This window comes from Luteimonas galliterrae (assembly GCF_023374055.1).
GTDB lineage: Bacteria > Pseudomonadota > Gammaproteobacteria > Xanthomonadales > Xanthomonadaceae > Luteimonas_C > Luteimonas_C galliterrae.
Genome location: NZ_JAMBEP010000005.1, coordinates 110076 through 134945, shown reverse-complemented (window position 1 = coordinate 134945; position 24870 = coordinate 110076). Strand labels below are relative to the sequence as shown.

Annotated in this window: 17 protein-coding genes and 1 pseudogene; 8 read left to right on the top strand and 10 right to left on the bottom strand. The window is 66.2% G+C overall.

The genetic code is table 11. The features are described 5' to 3' along the window. Positions 1-238: 238 nt before the first annotated feature. A complete protein-coding gene (locus M2650_RS15635) occupies positions 239-2107 on the bottom strand; it encodes a putative bifunctional diguanylate cyclase/phosphodiesterase (protein WP_249476091.1) in 1869 nt (622 codons plus the stop codon). Between the two features lie 348 nt (positions 2108-2455). Between M2650_RS15635 and M2650_RS15630 the strand changes: the two are divergent. Continuing rightward, a pseudogene (locus M2650_RS15630) lies at positions 2456-6079 on the top strand (indolepyruvate ferredoxin oxidoreductase family protein); the annotation flags it as partial. A 13-nt stretch (positions 6080-6092) separates the two neighbouring features. Here M2650_RS15630 and M2650_RS15625 read toward each other — a convergent pair. Further along, positions 6093-6884, bottom strand: a complete 792-nt coding sequence (locus tag M2650_RS15625) for a hypothetical protein (RefSeq protein WP_249476089.1) — start codon at positions 6882-6884, stop codon at positions 6093-6095. 310 nt (positions 6885-7194) lie between these two features. Here M2650_RS15625 and M2650_RS15620 point away from each other — a divergent pair, with 310 nt between their 5' ends. From M2650_RS15620 to M2650_RS15605, 4 genes are all read left to right on the top strand, one after another. Next, positions 7195-7974, top strand: coding sequence for an iron-containing redox enzyme family protein (locus M2650_RS15620; protein ID WP_249476088.1), 780 nt, complete (start codon positions 7195-7197; stop codon positions 7972-7974). An 11-nt stretch (positions 7975-7985) separates the two neighbouring features. Next, positions 7986-8405, top strand: coding sequence for a VOC family protein (locus M2650_RS15615; protein WP_249476087.1), 420 nt, complete (start codon positions 7986-7988; stop codon positions 8403-8405). Between the two features lie 12 nt (positions 8406-8417). Next, the gene (locus M2650_RS15610; RefSeq protein ID WP_249476086.1) at positions 8418-9791 is read left to right on the top strand and encodes an aspartate aminotransferase family protein; all 1374 of its coding nucleotides are present in this window, start codon (positions 8418-8420) and stop codon (positions 9789-9791) included. A 94-nt stretch (positions 9792-9885) separates the two neighbouring features. Beyond that, positions 9886-10350 carry an MgtC/SapB family protein gene (locus tag M2650_RS15605; RefSeq protein ID WP_249476085.1) on the top strand — a complete coding sequence of 155 codons (465 nt, stop codon included), beginning with the start codon at positions 9886-9888 and terminating at the stop codon, positions 10348-10350. Positions 10351-10432: 82 nt separating this feature from the next. Here M2650_RS15605 and M2650_RS15600 read toward each other — a convergent pair whose 3' ends face one another. From M2650_RS15600 to M2650_RS15590, 3 genes are all read right to left on the bottom strand, one after another. Next, positions 10433-11605, bottom strand: coding sequence for an acyltransferase family protein (locus M2650_RS15600; RefSeq protein ID WP_249476084.1), 1173 nt, complete (start codon positions 11603-11605; stop codon positions 10433-10435). 264 nt (positions 11606-11869) lie between these two features. Further along, positions 11870-13786: a M61 family metallopeptidase gene (locus tag M2650_RS15595; RefSeq protein ID WP_249476083.1), complete on the bottom strand. Its 1917-nt coding sequence runs from the start codon at positions 13784-13786 to the stop codon at positions 11870-11872. Between the two features lie 767 nt (positions 13787-14553). Beyond that, positions 14554-14772 carry a hypothetical protein gene (locus tag M2650_RS15590; RefSeq protein WP_249476082.1) on the bottom strand — a complete coding sequence of 73 codons (219 nt, stop codon included), beginning with the start codon at positions 14770-14772 and terminating at the stop codon, positions 14554-14556. Positions 14773-14893: 121 nt separating this feature from the next. Here M2650_RS15590 and M2650_RS15585 point away from each other — a divergent pair, with 121 nt between their 5' ends. Together M2650_RS15585 and M2650_RS15580 are read left to right on the top strand one after the other, a co-directional pair. After that, positions 14894-15244, top strand: a complete 351-nt coding sequence (locus M2650_RS15585; protein ID WP_249476081.1) for an I78 family peptidase inhibitor — start codon at positions 14894-14896, stop codon at positions 15242-15244. A gap of 118 nt (positions 15245-15362) precedes the next feature. After that, the gene (locus M2650_RS15580) at positions 15363-15677 is read left to right on the top strand and encodes a hypothetical protein (RefSeq protein ID WP_249476080.1); all 315 of its coding nucleotides are present in this window, start codon (positions 15363-15365) and stop codon (positions 15675-15677) included. 96 nt (positions 15678-15773) lie between these two features. Here M2650_RS15580 and M2650_RS15575 read toward each other — a convergent pair whose 3' ends face one another. The 5 genes from M2650_RS15575 to M2650_RS15555 form a co-directional block, all read right to left on the bottom strand. After that, positions 15774-16856, bottom strand: coding sequence for a DNA topoisomerase IB (locus M2650_RS15575; protein WP_249476079.1), 1083 nt, complete (start codon positions 16854-16856; stop codon positions 15774-15776). A gap of 88 nt (positions 16857-16944) precedes the next feature. Beyond that, positions 16945-17277, bottom strand: coding sequence for a hypothetical protein (locus M2650_RS15570; protein WP_249476078.1), 333 nt, complete (start codon positions 17275-17277; stop codon positions 16945-16947). A gap of 137 nt (positions 17278-17414) precedes the next feature. Then, the gene (locus tag M2650_RS15565) at positions 17415-17642 is read right to left on the bottom strand and encodes a hypothetical protein (protein WP_249476077.1); all 228 of its coding nucleotides are present in this window, start codon (positions 17640-17642) and stop codon (positions 17415-17417) included. Between the two features lie 200 nt (positions 17643-17842). Further along, positions 17843-19099: a TCR/Tet family MFS transporter gene (locus M2650_RS15560; RefSeq protein ID WP_249476076.1), complete on the bottom strand. Its 1257-nt coding sequence runs from the start codon at positions 19097-19099 to the stop codon at positions 17843-17845. 254 nt (positions 19100-19353) lie between these two features. Further along, entirely contained in the window at positions 19354-19962 is a 609-nt protein-coding gene (locus tag M2650_RS15555) for a DUF2239 family protein (RefSeq protein ID WP_249476075.1), read from the bottom strand. 274 nt (positions 19963-20236) lie between these two features. On the opposite strand from M2650_RS15555, the gene gltB reads away from it, so the two are divergent. Continuing rightward, a complete protein-coding gene (gltB, locus tag M2650_RS15550; RefSeq protein WP_249476074.1) occupies positions 20237-24832 on the top strand; it encodes a glutamate synthase large subunit in 4596 nt (1531 codons plus the stop codon). The last annotated feature ends 38 nt before the right edge of the window (positions 24833-24870 follow it).

The following is a 24870-nucleotide window of genomic DNA, read 5'->3' as shown; positions in this document are numbered from 1 at the left end:
GCCGGTCCACTTCGGCGCGCAAGGCCGGATCGTCCGCGCACTCGGCCGACAGCACCCGCTCGCGTTCGGCCACGCCCAGGTCCACCACGCGGTCGAACAGGTCCGAGACGCGGTGCCAGCGTTCGGCGCGTGTATTCACGGCGTCATCCCCTTACTCGGTCGTCGTCATTGGACTTTAAGACGCAAAATCCGCGCAGATCGGACGTCGCGTCGGTACGGACAGGATAGCAACGCGCATTCAAACCGCATCGCCGAAGCGCTGCAACAACGCCTCCTCGGTCAATGCTGGCGCAAAGAGATGCCCCTGCGCGCGGGCGATGCCGCACTCGCGCAACGCATCGGCTTGCGCCTCGTTCTCCACGCCTTCGGCAACCACTTCTATGCCGACCTGCTTCGCCAAGCCCGCGATCGCCTGCACGATCGCCAAGTCGTAACGGTCGGTCGGCAGACCTGCGACGAAACCCTGATCGAGCTTGAGCGCATCGATCGGCAGATGCTTGAGATAGGACAGCGACGAGTAGCCGCTTCCGAAATCGTCCAGCGCCACCCCGACGCCCAAGCCGCGCAGACGCGACAGGGTATGCGCGGCGGCCATTTCGTCTCGCAGCAGCGAGGTCTCGGTCAACTCCAGGCATAGCTGCTGCGCGGGCAGGCCCGACGCCAGCAACGCCTGGGTCACGTCCTGCAGCAAGCCGGGCTGTTCGAACTGCCGCGCCGACACGTTGACGCGCAGCAGCGGCGCCCGGCCTTCGCGCATCGGCCATGCGGTCGCGGCGCGGCAGGCCTCGGCCAATACCCATCGGCCCAGCGGCACGATCAGGCCCGAGGCTTCGGCGATATCGACGAACTCGCCGGCCGAGCGCAACTCGCCCTGTTCGTCGCGCCAGCGCAGCAACGCTTCCGCGGCGCGCCAGCGGCCGTCGCGCAGGTCGATTTCGGGCTGGTAGTGCACCTGCATGCGTCCGGCCGCAAAGGCATCGCGCAAAGACTGCTCGGTGCGCATGCGCGCCAACAGGCCGCGGTGATGCTCGGCGTCGAACACTTCGCAGCGGTCGGCGCTGCCCTGGCGCGCACGCTGGCTGGCCAGCTCCGCATTGCGCAGCAGCGCGTCGGCCGAAGGCGCGACCAAGTCGCGCGAAAAGGCGATGCCGGCAGCCGCAACGGCATGCGGCGCGCCGGCGGCGACCGCAGTGTCGCGGATCAGTTCGATGCAGCGCTCGGCCAGGTTGAGCGCTTCGGTTTCGTGCAGGTGGCGGTGCGGCAGCAGCGCGAAGCCGTCGCTGCGCACGCGCGCGAGGGTTGCGGTTTCGCAGAATGCCTCGCGCAGGCGGTCGGCGATGGCGACCAGCACGTCGGCACCCGCGTCGGAGGCGTCCTCGGCGCCCATCAGCGTGTCTACCTGCAGGTGGATCGCGGCCACGCCGGCAGTGTCGCCGTGCAGGGGACGCAAAGCCGTATGCGCGACTTCGAGCAGGTGGTCGCGATTGGGCAGATCGGTATGCGGATCGTGCAGTTCCAAATAGCGCAAACGGCCCTCGGCCTCGCGCCGGCGCTGGGTCTCGTAGGCCATGGCCGCGTAGTCGCCGATGCTGCCGGCGAATGCCTCGTCCTCCGGCGTCCAGACGCGTGCCGCGCCAACCTGCTCGTGGCAGACCACGCCGATCAATTCGCCCTCGCAGCGCATCGGGGCGTCGAGCAGCGAACGCACGTTATGGCGGCGCAGGTAGTGGGCCAGCGAGGTGTCTTCGCCGCTCAGCGCGGTATGCGTGGCGACATCGGCGGCGTCGATCACCCGCACTTCGCCCAGCATCTGCGCGTAGGCGCCGAGCGGGCGGATGGTTTCTTCGTAACCCGGCGGATTGTGGCGACGGCCGGCGCGGTCGTAGCTGTGCACGCAGCGAAGGGCGTCGGGCCCGTCGCAGCGCCAGACGTTGACCCGTTCGACTTCCAGCGTCTCAGCCGCGGTTTCGCAGATCACGGCGTAGGCGCTGGCCAGGGAACAGTCCTGGTGCCAGACCTGCCGGGCCAGGGACACCAGGGCATGGTTGTGCCGGCGCGCCCAAGCGCCTTCCTCGCGGCGGTTCGTTGCCTGCTGCATGCCCGACATGCCCTTGGCCTCCCCTTCCCGGTTCCGCTCCGGCGCCCGAACCGACACTCTCGCGCTGTTTAGGGGCAAACGCCAGCGGACATCCGGAGCGGCCTCTGGTGTGGCGGTTTTGCGGGAGCGGCTTTAGCCGCAGCCCTTGATCTTCGATGGCCGAAAAGCTCGCGGCTAAAGCCGCTCCCACAAAAGCCGCTCCCACAGAAGGCCGAATCGGGCCGACTGGTAGAATTGCCGCCCCCAACCTCGCAGCCCCGGCGCTTTTTCGGCGCCGCAGCCACGCACGCCATGACCAGCACCGCCGAACTGTCTTCGCCCGCCTCCGCCAACACCGCGCTGACCCATAGCGTGCTGGATCTGGACTACACCCTGGAGGACAAGTTCACCCGCACCCAGGGCCGCATCTATCTGTCCGGCGTACAGGCGCTGGTGCGGCTGCCGCTGATGCAGCGGCTGCGCGACCAAGCTGCGGGCTTGAACACCGGCGGCTTCATTTCGGGCTATCGCGGCTCGCCGTTGGGCGGCTTCGATCTGGAATTGTGGCGCGCCAAGAAGCATCTGGCCGAAGCCGGGGTCAAGTTCACGCCCGGCCTCAACGAAGACCTCGGCGCGACCATGGTCTGGGGCACGCAGCAGACCAACCTGTTCCCCGGCGCCAAAGTCGATGGCGTGTATGCGATGTGGTACGGCAAAGGCCCCGGCGTGGACCGCTGCGGCGACGTGTTCAAGCACGGCAACGCCGCCGGCACCTCCAAGCATGGCGGCGTGCTGGCGTTGGCCGCCGACGACCATGCCTGCCGCAGTTCGACGCTGCCGCACGGCAGCGAAGGCGAATTCACCAGCGCGATGATGCCGATCCTCAACCCGGCTGGCGTGCAGGACATCCTGGACATGGGCCTGATCGGCTGGGCGATGTCGCGCTATACCGGCCGCTGGGTCGGCTTCAAGACGATCGCCGAGACGGTGGAATCGTCCGCGTCGGTGGAAGTGAATCCGTTCGCGCTGCAGATCGCCACGCCGGAGGATTTCGAGATGCCGGTGGGCGGACTCAACATCCGCTGGCCCGATCCGCCGCTGGACCAGGAAATGCGCCTGCACCGTTATGCGGTGAAGGCGGCGCAGGCGTTCGCGCGCGCCAACCGCATCGACCGCGTCGTGGTGGATTCGCCGAACGCGCGCTTGGGCATCGTCACCACCGGCAAGAGCTACTTGGACGTGCTGCAGGCGCTGGAATACCTGGGCCTGGACGCGCGCGCCTGCGCCGAGCTCGGCATCCGCGTCTACAAGGTGGGCATGACCTGGCCGCTGGAGCCGGTGGGCATCCGCGATTTCGCGCGCGGGCTCGAGGACATCCTGGTCGTCGAAGAGAAGCACAGCTTCATCGAAAGCCAGATGAAGGAGCTGTTCTACAACTTCGAAGGGCGCCGTCCCTCCATCGTCGGCAAATACGACGAAGGCGGCGAGTGGATATTGCCGTCGACCAACGAACTCACGCCGGCGCGCATCGCAGGCGTGATGGCGCGCCGCATCCAGCGCTTCCACGATTCCGAGCACATGCGCGACGTGCTGCGCTGGATGGAAGCCAAGGAAAGCGAACTGGCCCTGCCGCGCGCCAACTTCCCGCGCGTGCCGCACTACTGCAGCGGCTGCCCGCACAACACGTCGACGAAAGTGCCGGAAGGCTCGCGCGGCATGGCCGGCATCGGCTGCCACTACATGGTGACGTGGATGGACCGCGACACCGACACCTTCACCCAGATGGGCGGCGAAGGCGTCACCTGGTGCGGCCAGGCGGCGTTCACCGAAACGCCGCACGTGTTCCAGAATCTGGGCGACGGCACCTATTTCCACAGCGGCTCGCTGGCGATCCGCCAGTCGGTCGCGGCCGGCGTCAACATCACCTACAAGATCCTCTACAACGATGCGGTCGCGATGACCGGCGGCCAGCCGGTGGACGGCACGCTGTCGGTGCCGCAGATCGCGCACCAGGTGCGCAGCGAAGGCGTGCAGACCATCGTCGTGCTGAGCGACGACATCGAGAAGTGGTCGGATCGCTCGATCTTCCCGAACGGCGTGGAATTCCTCGACCGCCGCGAGCTCGACGACGTCCAGAAGCGCCTGCGCGAAGTGAAGGGCGTCAGCGTGCTGATCTACGACCAGACCTGCGCGACCGAAAAACGCCGCCGCCGCAAGCGCGGCAAGATGGTCGATCCGGCCAAGCGCGTCTTCGTCAACACTTTGGTCTGCGAAGGCTGCGGCGATTGCGGCCAGAAGAGCTTCTGCGTGTCGGTGCTACCCAAGGACACCGAGTTCGGCCGCAAGCGCGAAATCGACCAGAGCAACTGCAACAAGGACTACAGCTGCGTCGAAGGCTTCTGCCCCAGCTTCGTCACCGTGCACGGCGGCGCGCCGCGAAAAGGCAAGAAAGTCAGCGCGCAGGAAAAGCTGGCGAACATCCCGATGCCCGCATTCGCATCCGATCTTTCGCAGCCCTGGAACATCCTGATCACCGGCGTCGGCGGCACCGGCGTGGTCACCATCGGCGCGCTGCTCGGCATGGCCGGCCACCTGGAAGGCCGCGGCTCGACCGTACTCGACCAGACCGGCCTGGCGCAGAAAGGCGGAGCGGTCACCACCCACATCCGCATCGCCAAAACGCCCGACGACATCCATGCGGTGCGCATCGCCGCCGGCGAGGCCGATCTGGTGCTGGGCTGCGACATGGTCGTGGTCAACGACTACTGGGCGCTGTCCAAGATCCGCGCCGACCGCACCCAGGTCGTGCTCAACACTTACGAAGCGATGCCGGGCACCTTCACCACGCGTCCGGACATGCAGTTCCCGGCGACCGACATCGTCGCAGCCGTGCAGCACGCGCTCGGCGGCAAGTCTCCGCTGTTGATCGATGCCACGCAGATCGCGACCGGGCTGATGGGCGACGCGATCGCGGCCAACCTCTTCATCCTCGGCTACGCATGGCAGCAGGGCCTGGTGCCGCTGTCGTTCGATTCGATCATGCGCGCGGTCGAACTCAACGGCGCCGCGGTCGAGATGAACAAGACCGCGTTCGCCTGGGGTCGTTTGGCCGCGACCGACATCGACGCGGTGCTGGAGGCCGCCGGCATCGTCCGCAACGCGCAAACCACGGCGGAGAAGACGCCGCGCGACCTGCCGATGCTGCCGCCGCGCCCATCCGAAGGCCGTGAATCGGGCTTGGCGGACGCGCTCTCGCCGACCCGCAGCGAGGACGATCTGCGCCACGTGCCCGCGCACGGCAGCGAAGTCGCGTTCCTGCCGCTGGACGATGCGCGCCTGTCGCGTTCGCTGGACGAAGTGATCGCGCGCCGCAGCGCCTTCCTCACCGACTATCAGAACGCCCGTTATGCGAAGCGCTATACCGATTTCGTCGCCAAGGTGCGCGCGGCCGAACAAGCCAAGGCGCCCGGTTCCACCGATTTGTCCGAAGCCGTCGCCCGCTATTTCTTCAAGCTGATGGCCTACAAGGACGAATACGAAGTGGCGCGGCTGTACACCAGCGGCGATTTCCGCCGCAGGTTGGAGCAGCAGTTCGACGGCGACTACAGGCTGCATTTCCACCTGGCGCCGCCGCTGCTGGCCAAGAAGAATGCGCAAGGCCAGCTGCAGAAGATGGAGTTCGGCCCGTGGGTCTTCACCGCATTCAAGGTGCTGGCCAAATTGCGCGGCCTGCGCGGCAGCGCGCTAGACATCTTCGGCTATACCGATGAGCGCAAAGGCGAGCGCCGGCTGATCGGCGAGTACGAGAACACCATCGGCGGACTGCTCGACAAGCTCGACGCCGGCAACATCGGCCTCGCCGCCGAAATCGCCAGCATTCCGGAGCAGATCCGCGGCTACGGCCACGTCAAGGAAGCGCACCTGCACAAAGCCAAGGAACGCGAAGCCGCGTTGCTCTCGGAATGGCAGAACCCGTTGCGGATCGTGCAGCGCGCCGCGTAAGCGGCTGCGCGGGTCAGCGTTCGCCGCGCAAGGCCGCGCGCGCCTGCCGCAGCGGACCTTTGAGCGGTAGCGCAAGACGGCGGTAGAAAAAGGACAAGGCGCGCCGCGAAGCCGGCACCCGGTGCGCCAACCCTTCCTCGATGGTGTAGACGCAAGGCCCGCACAGGCCGCACGGCCGGCCGCGCGACGGCGTGTGGCAAAACCAGGTCATGTCCATCAATGGGCTCCAGCCTTCGGCGTCGGCTTGCCGCGCCATGTCCAGCTTGTCGATCCGAAAAACGGGGAAGCTGAAGTAGCGGAACAACTCGAACTCGGCCGTGCCGGCGTGTTTGGGATCTACGCGCACCGTCCGGTAGCCTGCCGGATGTTCGGTTTCGGCGACGAATGCGTGCAGCAAGGTCTGCACCTTGTCGTCGACATGCACGCACAGCTCCACGTCGTGGATGCCGTTGCGCTTGCAGAACGAAGAAAGCCAGGCGTACTGGTTGCCGATGTAGACCCGCTTCCGCACATCGCGCAGGGCGTCGGCGATGTCCTCGTCGTCGGCGACGTCGGCCGCCTCGGCGATGAGCAGCGGCTGCAGCAAGGCGCGGGTGTGGGGGTATTGCTTGCGCAGGCGATCGCCGATGCGGGCGATCGTGTCCAATTCGATCCGCGTCGATGCCCGTGTCGCATCCTGCAGATAGATGGGAGCGACCTCGACCCGGTGCAGCAGCAAGAGCTGCAGCAATCGGAAGGTCGAATCCCAGCCGCCTGTCCAGAGCAGGCGGACGGGGCTGGCAGCGGTGGCGCGCGGGGCATCCATCGATCGAACGATCCTTCTTCTTCAGGCCGTCGCAACAACGCGAACGTTAAAGCACCGTCGCCTTCGGTAACGTAGATGAATGCGCGAATCGGCGACGCAACGATGCTGAACGCGCCGACGGCGGGAGCGCTTACGCGCAAGATTCGCCGACATTCGCGTCGTAGCGGTGAACATTATGTGAACCCATTCGTCGATAACGCGCATTAAAGTGACGATAACGCACGGTAAGCATTACCGTGTGTTTTCCTCGTCACTTCCATGCCGCACAGCAGCGCTACGATTTTCGCGGCCCGCATACGAACTTGGACGCATGTCATTACAAAAAACGCTAGACGCGCCCGCAACCCCCGATTTTCCCGCCTTCGCGATGCCGCCGGACGCATGGGACCGGCCGACGTTCTGGCGATTCGCCGACAGCGCAAAGGAAGCGACCGAGGCGCTCGCCGCGGAAAAGATGAAAGCGCTGCCGCGATTGCCCATCGAAGCGCTACGGCAGATCTGCACGCAGTACCGGTTCTTCACGATCGACTACATCAGCGACCTGGCGCTGCTCCTGGCCAAGCTGCCATTCGGCGGATTGCGCAGCCTGCTGAGCGAAATCCTCGCCGAAGAGCTCGGCGAAGGCGATCCCGCCAAAGCGCATCCCGAGGTGTACGACCGCTTCCTCGCGAGCATCGGTGTGGCGCCTGAAGACCTCGAACGCCGCCTGCCCGCGAATCGCGACGTGCTCGGCGGCCTGACCCGGGAACTGCGCGACCGCGGCCCGGCCTTCGGCGTGGGGCTGCGCGGCATGGGCGGCGAATGCCTGTGCCAGACCTATCTGTCGGTGATGTTCGAGCACATGCGCGCGCATCCGTACCTGCGCGAACGCGAAGACTACATCGATTGGGAATTCTGGACGATCCACACCGGCGAACAGGACATCGTGCATGGCGAGCTGACCCGCCAGGCCATCGACGACTACCTCCGGCACGATTCCAGCGTGCTGCCGGAACTCGCCCAGGGCTACGAGCGCAGCATCACCGCGTGGAACCTGTTCTGGCAGAACATCTTCGACGCTTATGCGCCACAACCGAGGGCGGTGTCGTGAACGCTGCCGTCATGAACAGGATCGCGCAGTTCCACCTCGCCTTTCCGGTGCGCGACCTCGACGAGGCGCGTCGTTTCTATGGCGATGTGATCGGATGCCCGCAAGGCCGCAGCGATACGAGCTACCAGGACTTCGATTTCTTCGGCCATCACCTGGTCGCCCACATCTCCGGCGACGGCACGCCGTTGCAGAGCGGGCGTTTCGACGGCGAGGCCGTTCCGGTTCCGCATTTCGGGATGAACCTGGACCGCGAGTCGTGGGAGACGCTGGCCATGCGCCTGAAAACCGCCGGCGTCGACTTCCACGAGGAGCCGCACTTGCGCCTGAAGGGCAAACCCGGGCAGCACGTGACGATGTTCCTGTTTGACCCCTCGGGCAACGCGCTGGAGTTCAAGTCCTTCGACGATCCCGAGCAGACGTTCATCCCCTGAGTGCGCGAACCGATGCGCGACGCCATAGACGACAGCGTCCGCGACGATGCGGCGCCGTCTGCCGCCCGCCGCAGCGACCGCAAGCATGTGCTGCACTCCTGGTCGGCCCACGGCACGTTCGAGCCCATCGTTATCGCGGGTTCCGAAGGCGCGTATTTCTGGGACGAGGACGGACGGCGCTGGCTCGACTTTTCCAGCCAGCTGGTGAATGTCAACGTCGGCCACCAGCATCCGAAACTGATCGCAGCAATCCGCTTGCAGGCCGAGAAACTGTGCACGGTGGCGCCCTATCACGCCAACGAAGCGACCAGCGAAGCGGCGCGCCTGATCGCCGAACTGGCTCCGGGCGACTTGAACCGGGTGTTCTTCACCAACGGCGGCGCCGAAGCGGTGGAGAACGCTATCCGCATGGCGCGCCTGCACACGGGCCGGCACAAGGTGCTGACCGCCTACCGCAGCTATCACGGCGCGACGGCTGGCGCGCTCGCCGCGAGCGGCGATCCGCGGCGCTGGCCTTCTGAACCCGGCGCGCCCGGCATCGCCCGATTCTGGGGACCGTATCCATACCGTTCGGCGTTCCATGCCGACAGCGCGCAGGAGGAATGCGAACGCGCGCTGGCGCATCTGGCCGATACGGTCATGGCCGAAGGCGCGCACGCCATCGCCGCGGTGTTGCTGGAAACCGTGGTCGGCGGCAACGGCATCCTCGTGCCGCCGGACGGCTATCTGCAGGGCGTGCGCGCGCTGTGCGACGCGCACGGCATCTTGATGATCGCCGACGAGGTGATGACCGGCTTCGGCCGCTGCGGCGAGTGGTTCGCCGTCGACCGCTGGAACGTGGTGCCGGACTTGATCACGTTCGCCAAAGGCGTCAACTCCGGCTACGTGCCGCTGGGCGGCGTGATCGTGAGCGACGCGGTCGCCGCCAGCTTCGCGACCCGCGCGTATCCGGGCGGGCTGACCTATTCCGGCCATCCCTTGGCCTGCGCGGCGGCGGTCGCGTGCATCGGCATCTACAAGGAAGAAAACCTCATCGTCCGCGCGCGCCGCCTGGGCGAAGAAGTGATCGCGCCCGCGCTGCGCGCGATGCAGGCGCGGCATCCGTCTATCGGCGACGTACGCGGCCTGGGCGCGTTCTGGGCGATCGAATTGGTCCGCGACCGCGCCACGCGCGAGCCGCTGGTGCCGTTCAATGCGTCCGGCCCCGCCGATGCGCCCATGGCGGAATTCGCGGCGGCCTGCAAACAACGCGGCCTGTGGCCGTTCGTCGTCTCCAATCGCCTGCATATCGTGCCGCCGCTGATCATCGACGAGCAGGCCTTGCGCGACGGCTTGTCGATCGTCGACGAGGCGCTGCAGGTCGCGGATCGCCACTGCGCCGGCTAGCCGCCGGCCGTGATCGTGCTTAACGGCGGCCGTTTCACGCCGGCCGCACCGCCGATGGCTTACACGATGCGCTCGTCTCCCACGGATGCATCGCATGGAATCGTTCCTCGGCCAGGACGTTTGGATATTGGTCCGCATCGCTGCGGCGATGCTGCTCGGCGGCGTGCTCGGCATCGAACGCGAACTGGGCAAGCATGCCGCGGGGTTGCGGACGCATATGCTGATCGCCGGTGCGGCGGCGCTGATCGTCGGCCTGGGCGATGTGATCGCCGAGCATTTCTCCGACCAGCAGTACCGCGAATTGTTGCGCGTGGACCCGGTACGCCTGATCGAAGCCGTGGTGGCCGCCGTCGGCTTCGTCGGCGCCGGCGCGATCCTGCGCAGTTCGCACGACGACCATGTGCGCGGCCTCACTACGGCCAGCTCGCTGCTGATGGCGGCCGCGATCGGCATCGCTGCGGGGCTGGGCAATTACGTGCTGGCGATCGGCGCTTCGCTTTTGTGCGTGATCGTACTGGCGGTGTTCCGGCGGATCGAGGCCAGGATGGGTACCCAATAACTGCGGTCCGCCGTCGTTGTCATCCCGAACGCAGTGAGGGATCTGCTTGGTTCTCGTGCGTCGCGGGGGGACAGCAGATCCCTCACTGCGTTCGGGACGACAAGGCGAGAGAGCTCGGCGCGGCCGACCAACGCCGCCGCAGCACACGCTCGCAAGGATCGGAGAAATAGCGCGCGACCAGTGCGCCCAGCGCCCAGCACAACAATGCCGCAGGCAAGTACCACCAGAATCCGCTGCGCATGTCCTCACCCATCGCACGGAATACGCCGACCAGTCCGAACACCACGAACATGTGGGTCAAATAGATTTCGTAACTCAATCGGCCGAAAGAGCGCAGCCAGCCGAATCCGCGCATCGGCGCAGCGGGCGCATGCGCGTGATGCCAATGCAAGCCGGCGACCAGGCTGGCTGCGGACAGGGTGAGCACCAGCATGTAGCCGTTGCCGATCGCGCTCCACAGTTCGCGCCCGGCGAACCAAACCATCAGCAATCCGCAGGCTCCGCCGATACGCGCGCAAACGGCGATCCTCGGCGTTGGCGTGCGTCGTGCGAACAATGCCGCGAGGATGCCCGTGGCGATCGCCGCCATGCCCGGCAGATACGCCTTCTCCTGCCAGATTTCGTTGCCGTCCAAGGCTGCGCGCGCGATCGGCAGCGATAGCGCCAGCGCGACGAGCAGCAAGGCAAGGAGCCGCGCATCGCGCACCAGCAGGCAGACCAGCGGAAAGCCGAGATAGAACGCTTCCTCGATCGACAACGACCAAAGCACGTCCCAGCCGCCGGGCAGCCAGCCGGTCTGCCCTTCGTACCAGTTCAGATAGAGCCCGAGCGCCGATAGCGTCGCGCCGCCCAGCGATTGTCCGGGCTTGTCGATCACGTATTGCGGCACGCCGAGCGCGTGCATGGCCGCGAGGATCGCGAGCAGCGCCAGCAGACACGGCAGGATGCGCGCCGCGCGCCGCGCATAGAACGACCGGATATCGATCGCGGCCAGCGAACCCCAGCGCGCCAGCGTGTGCGAAGCGATCAGGAACCCGGAGATCACGAAGAATACGAATACCGCTTCGTAGCCGGAGTAAGAGAGCCCGCTCAGCACGCGCTTGGGCACGAAATCGGCGAGCGCGGTCTTGCCCAGCGGGATGCGCAGCGCCACGTGGTGGATCACCACCAGCAGGATCGACAGGCCGCGCAGCGCGTCGATGCCGGGGTTGCGGCGCAAGGCGGCCGATGGCTGCGGAACGCTTGTGGTCGTCATTCGTTTCCCCAAGTCGCCCGATTATGCGGCGGCGGCCGCTGCTTTTCCCTCTCCCTTTATGGGAGAGGGACAGGCGCGAAGCGCCAGGGAGAGGGTTCGGCTTTTCGCGCCATCCAACCGCAAAAAAGCAACAGCGCGCTTCGCTCCGCTCGCGCCTCGGCCCTTGCTATTCGCAAGGGCGTTCAGGGGCATGCGAATCATTGATCCGCAAGCATGCTCCTTCGTCCCACAAGGGGAGAGGAAAAAGCGGGTGCGCAGCGGCCATTACTTGCGCGCGGAGAAAATCGGCGTCAGATAATCCGTCTTGCCCTCGATCCGCTCCAAGTGCGGATATCGCAACCCGCCGTGGTAGTCGACCGGAATCGTACGGAACCGGTCGAATTCCTTCACCGTGATCCGGATCGGCGCCTTGTCGTCCTTGGCGGCCTTGATCGCGTCCTCCATCGCTTCCTTGCCGTATTCGATGTCGTTGACCGCGATCACCGTCATGCCCGAACCGATGCCGGCATTGAACGCGGGGCCGTCCCAGCGCACGTCGCCGATCTTGCCTTCCTTGTCGGCGGAAAAGCCGATCGAATAGGTGAAATCGGTGCCGCCGCGGCTGTTGTTCTTGGCGTTCTCCTTGGCCAGGGCGTTGGGCTCGTCCTTGTAGACCAGTCGCCAGCCGCTGGCTTCGATGCCGCCGGTCAGCGGCGTCTTGCCGTCCAGGCGGTCGCGCAGGAACGTGGCCCAGTCGTCGGCGACCACGCCGTTGAGCGTGGCGACGACGTCGTCGAAGGTGTAGGTGTTCTGCGTTTTCCACACGCCGTCGTCGACGCCGAAGAAGGCGCGCGCGAAATCGTCCAGCGATTTCTTGTTGCCGGTGAGCTTGCGGATGCGGGCGTCGGCTTCCAGCCAGATCATCTGGCCGGCGGAATAGTAGTCCTCGCTCATCTGGTAGTTGCGGTAGGACTTGGGCCGGCGCTGGGCGATGATCGGGTCGTTGGTGGTGTCCTGCACCGCGCGCCATTGCAGGCCGGGGCGATTGTCGGCGTACGTCGCCGCGACCGACGCAAGCGCATCGCGCGAAGCCTGCTGGCTGCGCAGGCCGGAACGGCCTGTCAGCACGTTGCCCCAGTACTGCGTCTGCCCTTCGTAAACCCAGAGCAGGCTGTCCTGCATCGGCACGTTGTAGTTGGGCGTCCACAGGTCGGCCGGACGGCGGAATTTGCCGTTCCAGGAGTGGGTGTATTCGTGGGCGAGCAGGTCGTCGCTATTGGTCTTGGCGTCCCACCCGGAGAAGTACTCGATGTCCAGGCCGTTCTCGCTGGAGCGCTGGTGCTCCAGACCGTTGCCGCTCAATTGCTTGGACAACGACAGCAGGAAATCGTAGTGGTCGTAATGCTGGGCGCCGTACAGCTTCAGCGCCTGGCGCACCATGGCGCGGTGCTGCTCGATGTGCTCGGGCTTGGTTTCGAGGAACTTGGGCGCATCGGCGACCACGTTGAGCCGCACCGGCACCTTGGCGCCGGGCGCCAGATCGATGGTCTTGAAGTAGCGGCCGGCGTAGATGGGCGAATCGGCCAGGACGTCCAACGGCACTGTCTTGTAGTGCACGGTATCGCCGTCGCGGCGCTCGACGTCGAGCGCGCTAGCGGCCTGGAAGCCGGACGGATATTTCACCGAGGCCTGGTAGTCGATCTTGCTGGCGTAATGGCCGGCCGGATACAGCACTACCGCGTTCCATTGCAAGTTGAGCATGTTCGGCGTCATCACCACGCGGCCTTGCGGGCCGTCGGTCGGGGTGAGGTATTGGTAATCCACTTGCAGCGACTGCACGCCCGCAGGCACGTCGACGTGGAAGGCGTAGACGTTGAGCGGATCGCGTTTCCACGCCAGCGCTTGGCCGTTGCCGGTGATCTTCAGGCCGGCGAGCTTGTCGATCGGGCCCGAAGGGCTGTGGTTGCCCGGCAGCCACTGCGGGAAGAGCAGAGTCAGGTCGCCGGCCTGCACCGGCACGGTCTGGCGGATCTTGAAGATGCGTTGCGCCAGGTCGGTGGCATCGACTTCGATGGCGATGGTGCCCGGATAGGCCTGGTCGACAGGCGCCGGCACTTCGGCGCGGGCGGACGGAACGAGTAGCGGCATCGACAACGCCATGGCGACGGCGAGCGAAAGGCTGGCGAGACGCGAACGTGACATGCAGGGATCCTGGTGGCCGGAAACCCTGCATCGTGCCGCGGCGGCGGCGGCGGTACCCCTGCCATTCGGCATGCCTGCGGTGATTTCATGCCGGTTTCGTATCTGGAACCGGGCGTGCGCCTCACTGATCGCCGAACTGGGGTGCTTCTGCGGTTGAGGCCCTCCGAAGCTCCGGAGATAGGCGATCGACCAGAACGCCTCCTTAGCGCAACTCCGCAAAAGCCGCGTCACCCATAGGCTGCGAATCAAAATCTAGTACCTGCGTAAGAAGGTCACTCACGACGAAAACTGGGCCGCCAGCGAACTTTCAGGCGTGACGAATCACTTGAGCTTCGGGCCCTTTCTTTGGTTACTTTCTTTGGGCCAACAAAGAAAGTGACCCGGCGCAGCCCGGAAGCCTTTGTCCATGGCGCGAGTCGCAGCGCACTGGCCAGGACGCGGGCCTGGATGACATGCCGCTCCTGCGGCATGCCCTTCGGGCCATCCGCTGCGCGGATGTTCGCTCCGGCATCCTGCCTGCGCAGTCCGGCCTTCGCCGGGATGACGGCTTAAGGGCAAACGCACAAGCAAGATGGGTCCCAGCGTTCGCTGGGATGACGGCATAAGAGCGAACGGCTTAACGGCTTAAGAGCGAAAGGCTTAAGAACGAAGTGCAGCAGAGCAAGCTCCGCTCTACAGAGCCGGAGCAAGAGCAGCAGGGCAAGTCCCACTCTGCAGGGCAAGGACAGAAACAAAGGCGCTCGCAGGCGGCGCCAAAGGCTCGCTGGTCAACCGGCGCGCACTTTGCGGCCGCTTTCGCGCATCAGCTGGTCGAAGCGGTCCCAGCGCAGCCGCCGCCGGTAGACCTTGTTCGTCGGCCGCCATTCGACCGCGCCCTTGGACACCAGCAGCGTGCCGAAACGCACGCCGTCCTTTTCGACCACGAACTCGACGTCCTCGCGCCCGAGCGTGCGCCTGGGCAGGTTGAAGGTGACCGTGTGCGCCATGCCGCTCTCCCGGGACGTCGCCGCATCGCCGACCGTTGACCCCTGTATGCCCCAGCGACCGTTAACATCACGCACACGCGTCCGGCCGCGCGCTGTTGCGGCCCTTTCCGGAGATCACGCCATGACCCGTATCGCCCTGTCCTTCGCCGTCGCGCTCGCATTGTCCGCCTGCAACAGTTCGCCAACGCCTGCTGCCGCCGATACTGCGACGCCGTCACCCGCCGCCGCCGAAACGACCCCATCGCCACCACCGGCCGCCGATGTCGCCAAGCGATGCGATGCCGCCAACGCACAATGGGCTGTCGGCAAGCCCGCCGACCAGACCCTGATCGACAAGGCCGTGAGCGACAGCGGCTCGCAGACGGTACGCGTGATCAAGCCCGGCGAAGCGGTGACGATGGACTTCCGCGAAGACCGTTTGAATATCGAAGTCGACGCCGAGAATAACGTCGCGACCGTACGTTGCGGCTGAGCGCAATCGCCGCACGAACTGAACGCCGAACCTTCCGCTGCGTTTTATTAGCCTATTTTTTACGGAACTCTACGCGGGCGACGGCAAGCTCGCGGCATACTTACTTCGAGGAGTCCGCATGACCCGCATCGCATTGCCTCTCGCCGCCCTGGCCTTCGCTTTGTCGCTGGCGGCATGCAACAAGCCGCAGGAGCCGACTCCGGCGGATACCACGCCGCCGCCGGCCGAGACTACGCCGCCAGCGGAAACCACACCGCCTGCCGATACCACGACACCGCCGGCCGACACCACCACGCCGCCCGCCGACCAGCCTGCACCTGCGACCGAAGGCATGTCGCCGGAACCGGCCGACACGCCGCCGCCGATGGAGTCCCAGCCGCCGGAGGACAAGAAGGATCCGGCGCAATCGCAGACCGCACCGCCTGAAGGCTGAGCGGCCCCAGGCAACGTTTTTTATTCGGCATAGTGTTCAGCTGTGCATGATCGGGCCCCGCCTCTTCCCCTAACGGAGAGGCGGGGTTTTTTTGCGCTATCGCCGCTTGCCGTTGGCGCGATGCGCGCGCCGCAGGAAGCCGAGCGCGGCCTGCTCCCATTGCCGCGCGCCTTTGGCCGCGCCTGTCGCGCGCAACAGGCTGCCGTCTCGCCAGCCTGCGTACAGCGCCGGGTCGATATAAGCCTTGCGGCACACCGCGGCCGTATTGCCCAGCGACCGCGCGACTTCGCCGATCACCCCGTTCTGCGCTGCCGCCAGCGCTTTTTCGCTCGGCGCAGTGCCGCGCTTGGGCTCGGGCAACGGCGTCGCGGCGAATATCTGGAAAGCCAGCAGCGTGCCTCCCCAGGTACGGAAATCCTTGGCCGTGAAATCCTCGCCCATCGCTTCGCGCAGGTAATCGTTGACCATGCCCGAATCGATCGGCTGCCGCTTGCCGTCGTCGTCCAGGTATTGGAACAGCGCTTGCCCCGGCAGCTCCTGGCAGGCTTTCACCAGCTTCACCAGGCGCGCGTTGTCGAGCACGCTTTCGTGCGCCTGCCCGCTTTTGCCGCGGAAGCTCAGCCGTGCGCGACCGCCGCTGAGGAACTCGATGTGGCGGCCGCGCAGGGTGGTCAGCCCGAACGATCCGTTGTCGCGCGCATAGGCGCTGTTGCCTACGCGCAGCAGCGTTTCGGCCATCATTGCGACCACGATCGCCAGCACCTTCTCGCGCGGGAAGCCGGGCCGCTTCAGGTCCCGGCGCACGGCGCGGCGCAATTTCGGCAAGGCCTTGCCGAAAGCCACGATGCGGTCGTACTTGCCGAAGCCGCGCACTTGGCTCCATTGCGGGTGATAGCGGTACTGCTTGCGGCCGCGCGCGTCGCGGCCGGTGGCCTGCAGGTGGCCGCGCGGCGTGGCGCAGATCCATACCTGCGTATAGGCCGGCGGTATCGCCAGCGCGCGGATGCGCGCCAGCGTTTTCGCGTCGCGCACTGCGCGTCCGCTCGGGGCGCGGTATTTGAAGCCTTTGCCGGCGCGCAGCCGAACGATGCCGGGTTCGGCATCGCTGACATAGCGAAGGCCCGCGCGTTTGGCAGCGCGCTTGGCCGAGTTCGCAGCGTCCGACGGCGATGGGCTCATCGGCCGAGCTTCAGGTTGCGCGCGTCAACGGCGCGAAAAAGAAGGACGGGCCGAAGCCCGCCCTCCTTCCTCGTCGTTCGCATGGCGCTCAGCGGCCGTCGCGGTCCGCGTCGCCGGGCATCGCGTTCTCGATCCTGTGCCAGGCCGCCTTCGCCGCCTGCTTGGCGCGTTCCCAGGTCAACCGTGTTTCGCCCTTGCCGCGTTCCCATTCGTTGCGCAGTTCGGGCTCGGCCTGTTCGAAGCTGCGCCCACGATAGCGGTCGTAGCCGAGGAAGCCGGCGCGGTACGCAGCTTCGAAATCGTCGTAGCGGTCGCCCGACGTGTAGTAGGGCTCTTTGTCGAACTGGCGCCGCCAATAGCTGCTTTCGGCGTTCTCGTCGAGGATGGTCGGCGAGGTGCGTTCGGGGTTCTGTCCGGTCATCTCATCTCTCCTCAGCGACGGAGAGTTGGGGGATTCGCTCCGCCGCCGCACCGAAACTATCGGTGCGGATGTGATGCGGACATCAATCGGACCGGTTCAGCCCTGCTGCGCTACTGAACCGTTCATGCGCGGCGATTTCAATCGTCGTCTTTCTTGTTGAAGTCGATTTTCTCGCCCTTGTCGCCGCCGGTGACGATTTCGGCTTTGAGCTCGCGCTTGCACCACGGCGCCTCCGCGGCGCCCGGCTGGCTACCGCTGCCCAGGCAGGCGGGATTGGCGTTCACCTCGGCGGTGGTGTCTTTGGTTTCGACGTTGCTGCAGGCGCTGGTGAGCAGCGCGACGGCGATCAGCAGAGGCAGGCGCATGGCGGTCTCTCCATGAGGGTGGCCTGATTATCGCCATGATCGTGGACCGCGCCATATGCCGGGATGCATATTCGGTGACCGCTTTTTGTAGGAGCGGCTTTAGCCGCGAGCTTTTTTCCCGCAGATCACCGTGGCGTGAGTAAAGAGCTCGCGGCTAAAGCCGCTCCTACAAAAGCAGTTCCGAAAAGAAAAACGGGCCGTCAGGCTGCGTCGGTAGCCGCGTGGGCCTCGGTCGGCGTTCGTGCGAAACGCCACGCCACCAGACCCGCCGCCACCAGCATTGCGCAGGCCAACAGGAAAGGCGCGCCGGGCGCATGCAGCGGCGCATGCTCGCCGATGAACATCGCGAACACGCCGGTGTACAACGCCGGACCGATGATGCCCGCGAAACTCACCAGGCTGGTCAACGCGCCCTGCACCCGCCCCTGCGCGCTCGCGCCGACCTGGCGCGTGACCAGCGCCTGCGTGGCCGGCATAGACAAGGCCCACATCGCCATGACCGGAATGCCGACCAGGAACCACGTGCCGGTCGGCGCCAAGCCGTAGATCGCGAATCCGACCGTGCCGAACATCAGCCCGATCAGCAGCGTGCGCCGCTCGCCGAAAGCGCCGACCACGCGCTTCACCACCAGCGCGTTGACGATCACGCTGAACACGCCCACCACCGCCAGCACCCAGCCGACGGCCTGCGGGCCCCAGTGGTAGCGGTAATCGGCGTACAGCACGAACACGCTGGGATAGACGTAATGCGCAAGGTTGATCAGCAGCACCACCGCCGCCAGGCCGAAGACCTGCGGATAGCTTTTCAACAGCATCAGCGAGCCCAACGGATTGGCATGCGACCAGTCGAAACGCGAGGTGCGCTTATCCGGCGCCAGCGACTCGGGCAGCACGAACCAGCCGTAGGCGAAATTGCACAGCGCCAGCACCGCCGCACCCCAGAACGGCAGGCGCAGATCGATGCCGCCGAGCCAGCCGCCGATCACCGGGCCGACGATGAAGCCCAGGCCGAATGCGGCGCCGATCATGCCGAATGCCTGCGCGCGCTTGTCCGGCGGCGTCACGTCCGCGATGTAGGCGTTGGCGGTGGTGAAGCTGGCCGAGGTCATCGCCGAAATAATCCGCCCCACGAACAGCCAAGCCAGTGTCGGCGCCAGCGCCATGAAGATGAAATCCAAGCCCAGCCCCAGGCACGACAGCAGGATCACCGGACGCCGGCCATAACGGTCGGACAGCGCGCCTTGGATCGGCGCGGTCACGAACTGGATCAGCGCAAACATCGTGCCGAACACGCCGACCCACAGCGAAGCCTCGGCGATGTCGCCGCCGACGAACTGCTGCACCAGATGCGGCAGCACCGGAATGATCAGGCCGAACGCCAGGATGTCGATCAGCACCGTGATGAAGATGAAGATCAGCGCGGCTTGGCGGACTTGCGGAGCGAGGGGTGCGTTCATGCCGACTCTATGAATGTAGGTTTCGCGATTGACCTGCTTTCGCGCCAACGGCAAATCCCCTGTGTCCCCCTTTTTCAAAGGGGAGAAGGCAAAAACGCTCATCAAAATGCAGCGCGGGCTCTCGCCGTTCCCCCTTTGAAAAAGGGGGGCAAGGGGGATTTGCTTTTGACTTTTGTTTTTTCCGAGTCGCAACCCTTAAGACCGCAACCCGCAACGCAGGCGCCAATGATGACGCCTGCGCACCCGCGCCGCCATCACGCCAGCGCGTCGGCCGCGAGCATGGCCAAGTGCTCGCGCACGTCCTCCGGCCAGGCCGCGATGCGCTCCTCGAACGCGGCCGCGTCGCCGGCGAACAAGGCGCGGGCCGCTTCCTCGAAGCCCGGCTCGTTCCCGGCCAGCGCCGACATGAAACGGTAGGCCGATTCCTGCGCTTCGCGCTTGCGGTCGCTGCCGGCATGGACCCGGCGCGCCTCTTCGACCAGCTTGCGCAGCGCCACCGAGGCGCCGCCCGGCTGGGTCGCCAGCCACTGCCAGTGCCGCGGCAGCAGCGTGACTTCGCGCGCGATCACGCCGAGTCTGGGACGTCCGGGGCCCTTGCGCGGCGTCGCTTCCGCCACGGCCGGATCCGGCGCGCGTGCGCCCGTTTCGGAAGCTTCGGCCAGCCGCTTGAGCAAATCGGCCGGTGTGCCGCGCAGGTCGATGTCGATCGGCTGGCTGCTGCGGTCGTCGAAGATCAGTACCGGCGGTGCGTTGGCCACCGCGGAGGCCCGTTGCGCGACCAGCGCGACATGGCGCAATTCACCCGAGGCGATGCGGTGCTGTCCGGCAAAGGCCGTGCAGCGGGTATCGGGGGCGGCTTGCATGGGCAGGTCCTGGCGATCGGTGACGGGAAATAATACCCGGATTAATTATGCGGTCAATATGTCCGGGTAAATTATAGAACGGGCCGCATCACGCATTAAACCCGCGCTACGCCATCCGTACCAGGACGAATTGCCGCAACGCACAAATTGTGTTCTAGTCGAACCATCCTTGCAAAGGCAGGCCGGAGCGCGCGAGCGCACCGTAGCCCACCGTCGCCACTTATTTGCCGAGCATGCATTGCTCTCACCGAGCACGCAGCCGAACGGAGACAGGATGGATCGCAATGCCCGCGACGCCAGCTTGTACGACTCCCGCGATGAGCGGGACAGCTGCGGCTTTGGCCTGATCGCGCAGCTGGACGACCGTCCGAGCCGCGCCCTGGTCGACCAGGCGCTGGAAGCATTGGGCCGCATGACCCACCGTGGCGGCGTCGCCGCCGACGGCCTCAGCGGCGACGGCTGCGGTTTGCTGATCAAACAACCCGATGCGTTCCTGCGCACGCTGGCCGCCGAGGCCGGCATCGCCTTCGGCGCGCAATTCGCAGCGGGGTTGGTGTTCCTGCCGCACGACGACGAAGCCGTCGCGCATGCGCGCGCGGGTCTCGCGCAGACGTTGCGCGAGGTCGGCCTGGCCGTGGCCGGCTGGCGCGAAGTGCCGGTCGATGCCGATGCCTGCGGCAAGAGCGCGCGGCATTCGCTGCCGCGGATCGATCAGGTGTTCGTGGTGCCGGCGCTGGACGTGGATGGCGCGCGTCCGGAGCCGGCCGCGTTCCAGCGCGCGCTGTACCTGGCGCGCCGCCGCGCGGAACAGCGATTGCGCGACAGCGTGCCGGGCTTCTACATCGTCAGCCTGTCGGCCGGCAGCATCGGCTTCAAAGGCATGGTGCTGCCGTCGCGGCTGCCGCAGCTGTTCCCCGATCTGCGGCGCGCGGAACTGGCCAGCAGCGCGGTCGTGTTCCATCAGCGCTTTTCGACCAACACGAGCTCGCGCTGGTCGCTGGCGCAACCGTTCCGGTTGCTGGCGCACAACGGCGAGATCAACACCATCGCCGGCAACCGCCGCTGGGCGCAGGCGCGCGCGGCCGAGTGGCGCACCGACACGCTGGATCCGCGCGAGTTCGATCCGGTGATCGAAACCGACGGCTCGGATTCGCAAAGTCTGGATTCGATGCTGGAACTGCTGCAGGCCGGCGGCATGGATCTGCTGAAGGCGATGCGGATCCTGATCCCGCCGGCGACACAATCGTTGGAATACAAGGACGCCGATCTGGCCGCGTTTTACGAGTACTACGCGCTCAACACCGAACCGTGGGACGGGCCGGCGGGGATCGTGGTGTTCGACGGACGCTACGCCGCATGCACGCTGGACCGCAACGGCCTGCGCCCGGCGCGCTGGCTGCTGTCGCGCGACCGCCACTTCATGATCGCGTCCGAAGCCGGCGTGTGGGAATTGCCGATCGGCGAGGTGACCGCGAAGGGCAAGCTGGGCCCGGGCCAGATGATCGCCGCCGATCTGCATACCGGTGAACTGTTGGACAGCGAAGCGATCGACGCGGTCAACCGTTCGCGCGCGCCGTACAAGCGCTGGCTGAAGCAGGGCATGACTTATCTGCACAGCGAGCTGATCGATCCCAACCTGGCCGCCGAGCCGTTCGACCACGGCACGCTCGCCGGCTTCCAGAAATTGTTCCAGCTGACCCGCGAAGAGCGCGAGCAGGTGCTGCGGCCGCTGGCCGAAACCGAGCAGGAAGCGATCGGCTCGATGGGCGACGACGTGCCGATGGCGGCGCTGTCGCAACGCGTGCGGCCGTTGTACGACCGCTTCCGCCAGGCCTTCGCCCAGGTCACCAATCCGCCGATCGATCCGCTGCGCGAGGATTGCGTGATGTCGCTGGCCACGCAGCTGGGCCGCGAGGGCAATGTGTTCGTCGACGGTCCGGACAACGTGCACCACGTGCTGCTGAATTCGCCGGTGCTGTCGCAGCGCAAGCTGCGGCAGTTGCTGGCGACGGCGCCGTACGACGAATCGCATCGTTACGTGGATCTGAATTTCACCGCCGACGAAGGCATGCGCGCCGCGTTGCAACGGGTCTGCGCGGAAGCCGAAACAGCTGCGCGCGATGGCCGCCTGCTGCTGATCCTGAGCGACCGCCGCCCGCGTCGCGGCCACCTGATGCTGCACGCGCTGCTGGCCACCGGCGCCGTGCACCAGCATCTGGTACGCACCGGCCTGCGTTGCGCGGCGAACCTGATCGTGGAGACCGGCACCGCACGCGATCCGCACCATTTCGCCTGCCTGATCGGCTTCGGCGCGACCGCCGTATATCCGTACTTGGCCTATCAGACGCTGCACGACCTGGGCGTGCGCGGGATCCTGAAGACCAAGCAAGGCGGATATGCCTCTCAAGAGCCGGCGCAGATCGGGCGCAGTTACCGGCGCGGCGTCAAGAAAGGCCTGCTGAAGATCATTTCCAAGATGGGCATCAGCACCATCGGCAGTTATCGCGGCGCGCAACTGTTCGAGATCGTCGGACTGGACCGCGACGTGGTCGACCTTTGCTTCACCGGCACGCCGTCGCGCATCGGCGGCGCCGGTTTCGACGCGCTGCAGGCCGAGGCGGCGCATTTGGCCGCGCTCGGCTGGGACAACGCCGCGCTGCCGGAGATCGGCGGCCTGCTGCAGTACACGCCGGAAGGCGAATACCACCAGTTCAATCCGGATGTGGTGATGTCGCTGCAGCGCGCGGTGCGCAGCGGCGATGCCGGCGACTGGCAAAAATACGCGGACACCGTGAACCAGCGGCCGCCGGCGGCGCTGCGCGATCTGTTGTCTCTCCGCACCGCCGCGGCGCCGATTCCGCTGGATCAGGTCGAACCGGTCGAAGCGATCGTCAAGCGCTTCGACACCGCCGCGATGAGCCTGGGCGCACTGTCGCCCGAAGCGCACGAAGCGCTGGCGATCGCAATGAACCGCCTTGGCGGCCGCAGCAACTCGGGCGAAGGCGGCGAAGACCCCGCGCGTTACCGCAGCGACAAGGTCTCCAAGATCAAGCAGATCGCGTCGGGCCGCTTCGGCGTGACGCCGGAATACCTGGTCAACGCCGAAGTCCTGCAGATCAAGATGGCGCAGGGCGCCAAGCCGGGCGAGGGCGGCCAGCTGCCGGGCCACAAGGTCAACGAACTGATCGCACGCTTGCGCTACGCGCGCCCGGGCATCGGTTTGATTTCGCCGCCGCCGCACCACGACATCTATTCGATCGAAGACCTGGCGCAGCTGATCTTCGATCTGAAACAGGTCAATCCCGACGCGCTGGTGTCGGTGAAATTGGTTTCGCATGCGGGCGTGGGCACGATCGCGACCGGCGTAGCGAAAGCCGGCGCCGACCTGATCACCATTTCCGGCCACGACGGCGGCACCGGCGCCAGCCCGCTGTCGTCGATCCGCTACGCCGGCACGCCGTGGGAACTGGGCCTGTCCGAAGCGCGTCAGGCGCTGCTGGCGAACGATCTGCGCGACCGCGTGATCGTGCAGGCCGACGGCGGCATGAAAACCGGGCTGGACGTGATCAAGGCGGCGCTGCTGGGCGCGGAGAGCTTCGGCTTCGGCACCGCGCCGATGATCGCGCTGGGCTGCAAATACCTGCGCATCTGCCATCTGAACAATTGCGCGACCGGCGTGGCGACGCAGGACGAGCGCCTGCGCTCCGATCATTTCACCGGATTGCCCGAACGTGTCGAGAATTTCTTCCGCGGTTTGGCGGAAGAGGTGCGCGGTTATCTGGCGCAGTTGGGAGCGCGCACGTTGAGCGAGGTGGTCGGGCGTGTGGATTTGCTGCGACAAATCGAGAGCGCATACGCCGGACACCGCAACCTCGACCTCTCGCTTCTACTGGCAGTCGAGACGGCGCGTAAATCCTCCCCAGCCCTCCTTTTACAAAGGAGGGAGAACAGCAGCGGTCCGCGCACCGCTGTTCCTCCCCCTTTGAAAAAGGGGGATCGAGGGGGATTTGCGGCGAGCGACGGAAGCTGTGGTGCACCAGCATTGGTAGCCGAGCCCGATAGCTTGACCATGCGCCTGGATACCGAACTCGCCGATGCGATCGAACGCAAACTCGGCGGCCGTTTCGAATACCCGATCCGCAACACCGATCGCAGCATCGGCGCGCGCCTGTCCGGCCGCATCGCGCGCGCGCATGGCAACCACGGCATGGGCGATGCGCCGATCGAACTGCGTTTCGACGGCACCGCCGGACAGAGCTTCGGCGCCTTCCTCGCCGGCGGCCTGCAGTTGGAATTGCATGGCGAAGCCAACGATTACGTCGGCAAGGGCATGGCCGGCGGGCGCATCGTGATCCGCCCGCCGGCGAACGCGCGCTACGCCGCGCACGAGACGCCGATCCTGGGCAACACCTGCCTGTACGGCGCCACCGGCGGCGAGCTTTACGCCTCGGGCCAGGCCGGCGAACGTTTCGCGGTGCGCAATTCCGGCGCGACCGCGGTCGTGGAGGGCGCGGGCGACCACTGCTGCGAGTACATGACCGGCGGCGTGGTCGCCGTGCTCGGCCGCACCGGCCTGAATTTCGGCGCCGGCTTCACCGGCGGCATGGCCTACGTGCTCGACCTGGAGCGCGATTTCGTCGATCGCTACAACCACGAACTGATCGATATCCTGCGCATCAACAGCGAAGGCTTCGAGCACCACCGCTCGCACCTGCTGGACCTGCTGGAAACGCACGCGCAACTCGCCGGCAGCGCGTTCGCGCAGAAGATCACCGACGAGTTCCGAGATTTCCTGGGCAAGTTCTGGTTGGTGAAGCCGAAGGCGGCGAGCCTGGAATCGCTGGCCGACAACCTGAGGCGCGCGGCATGAGGTTGGATTCGTGCCAAGAGCAAATCCCCCTGTGTCCC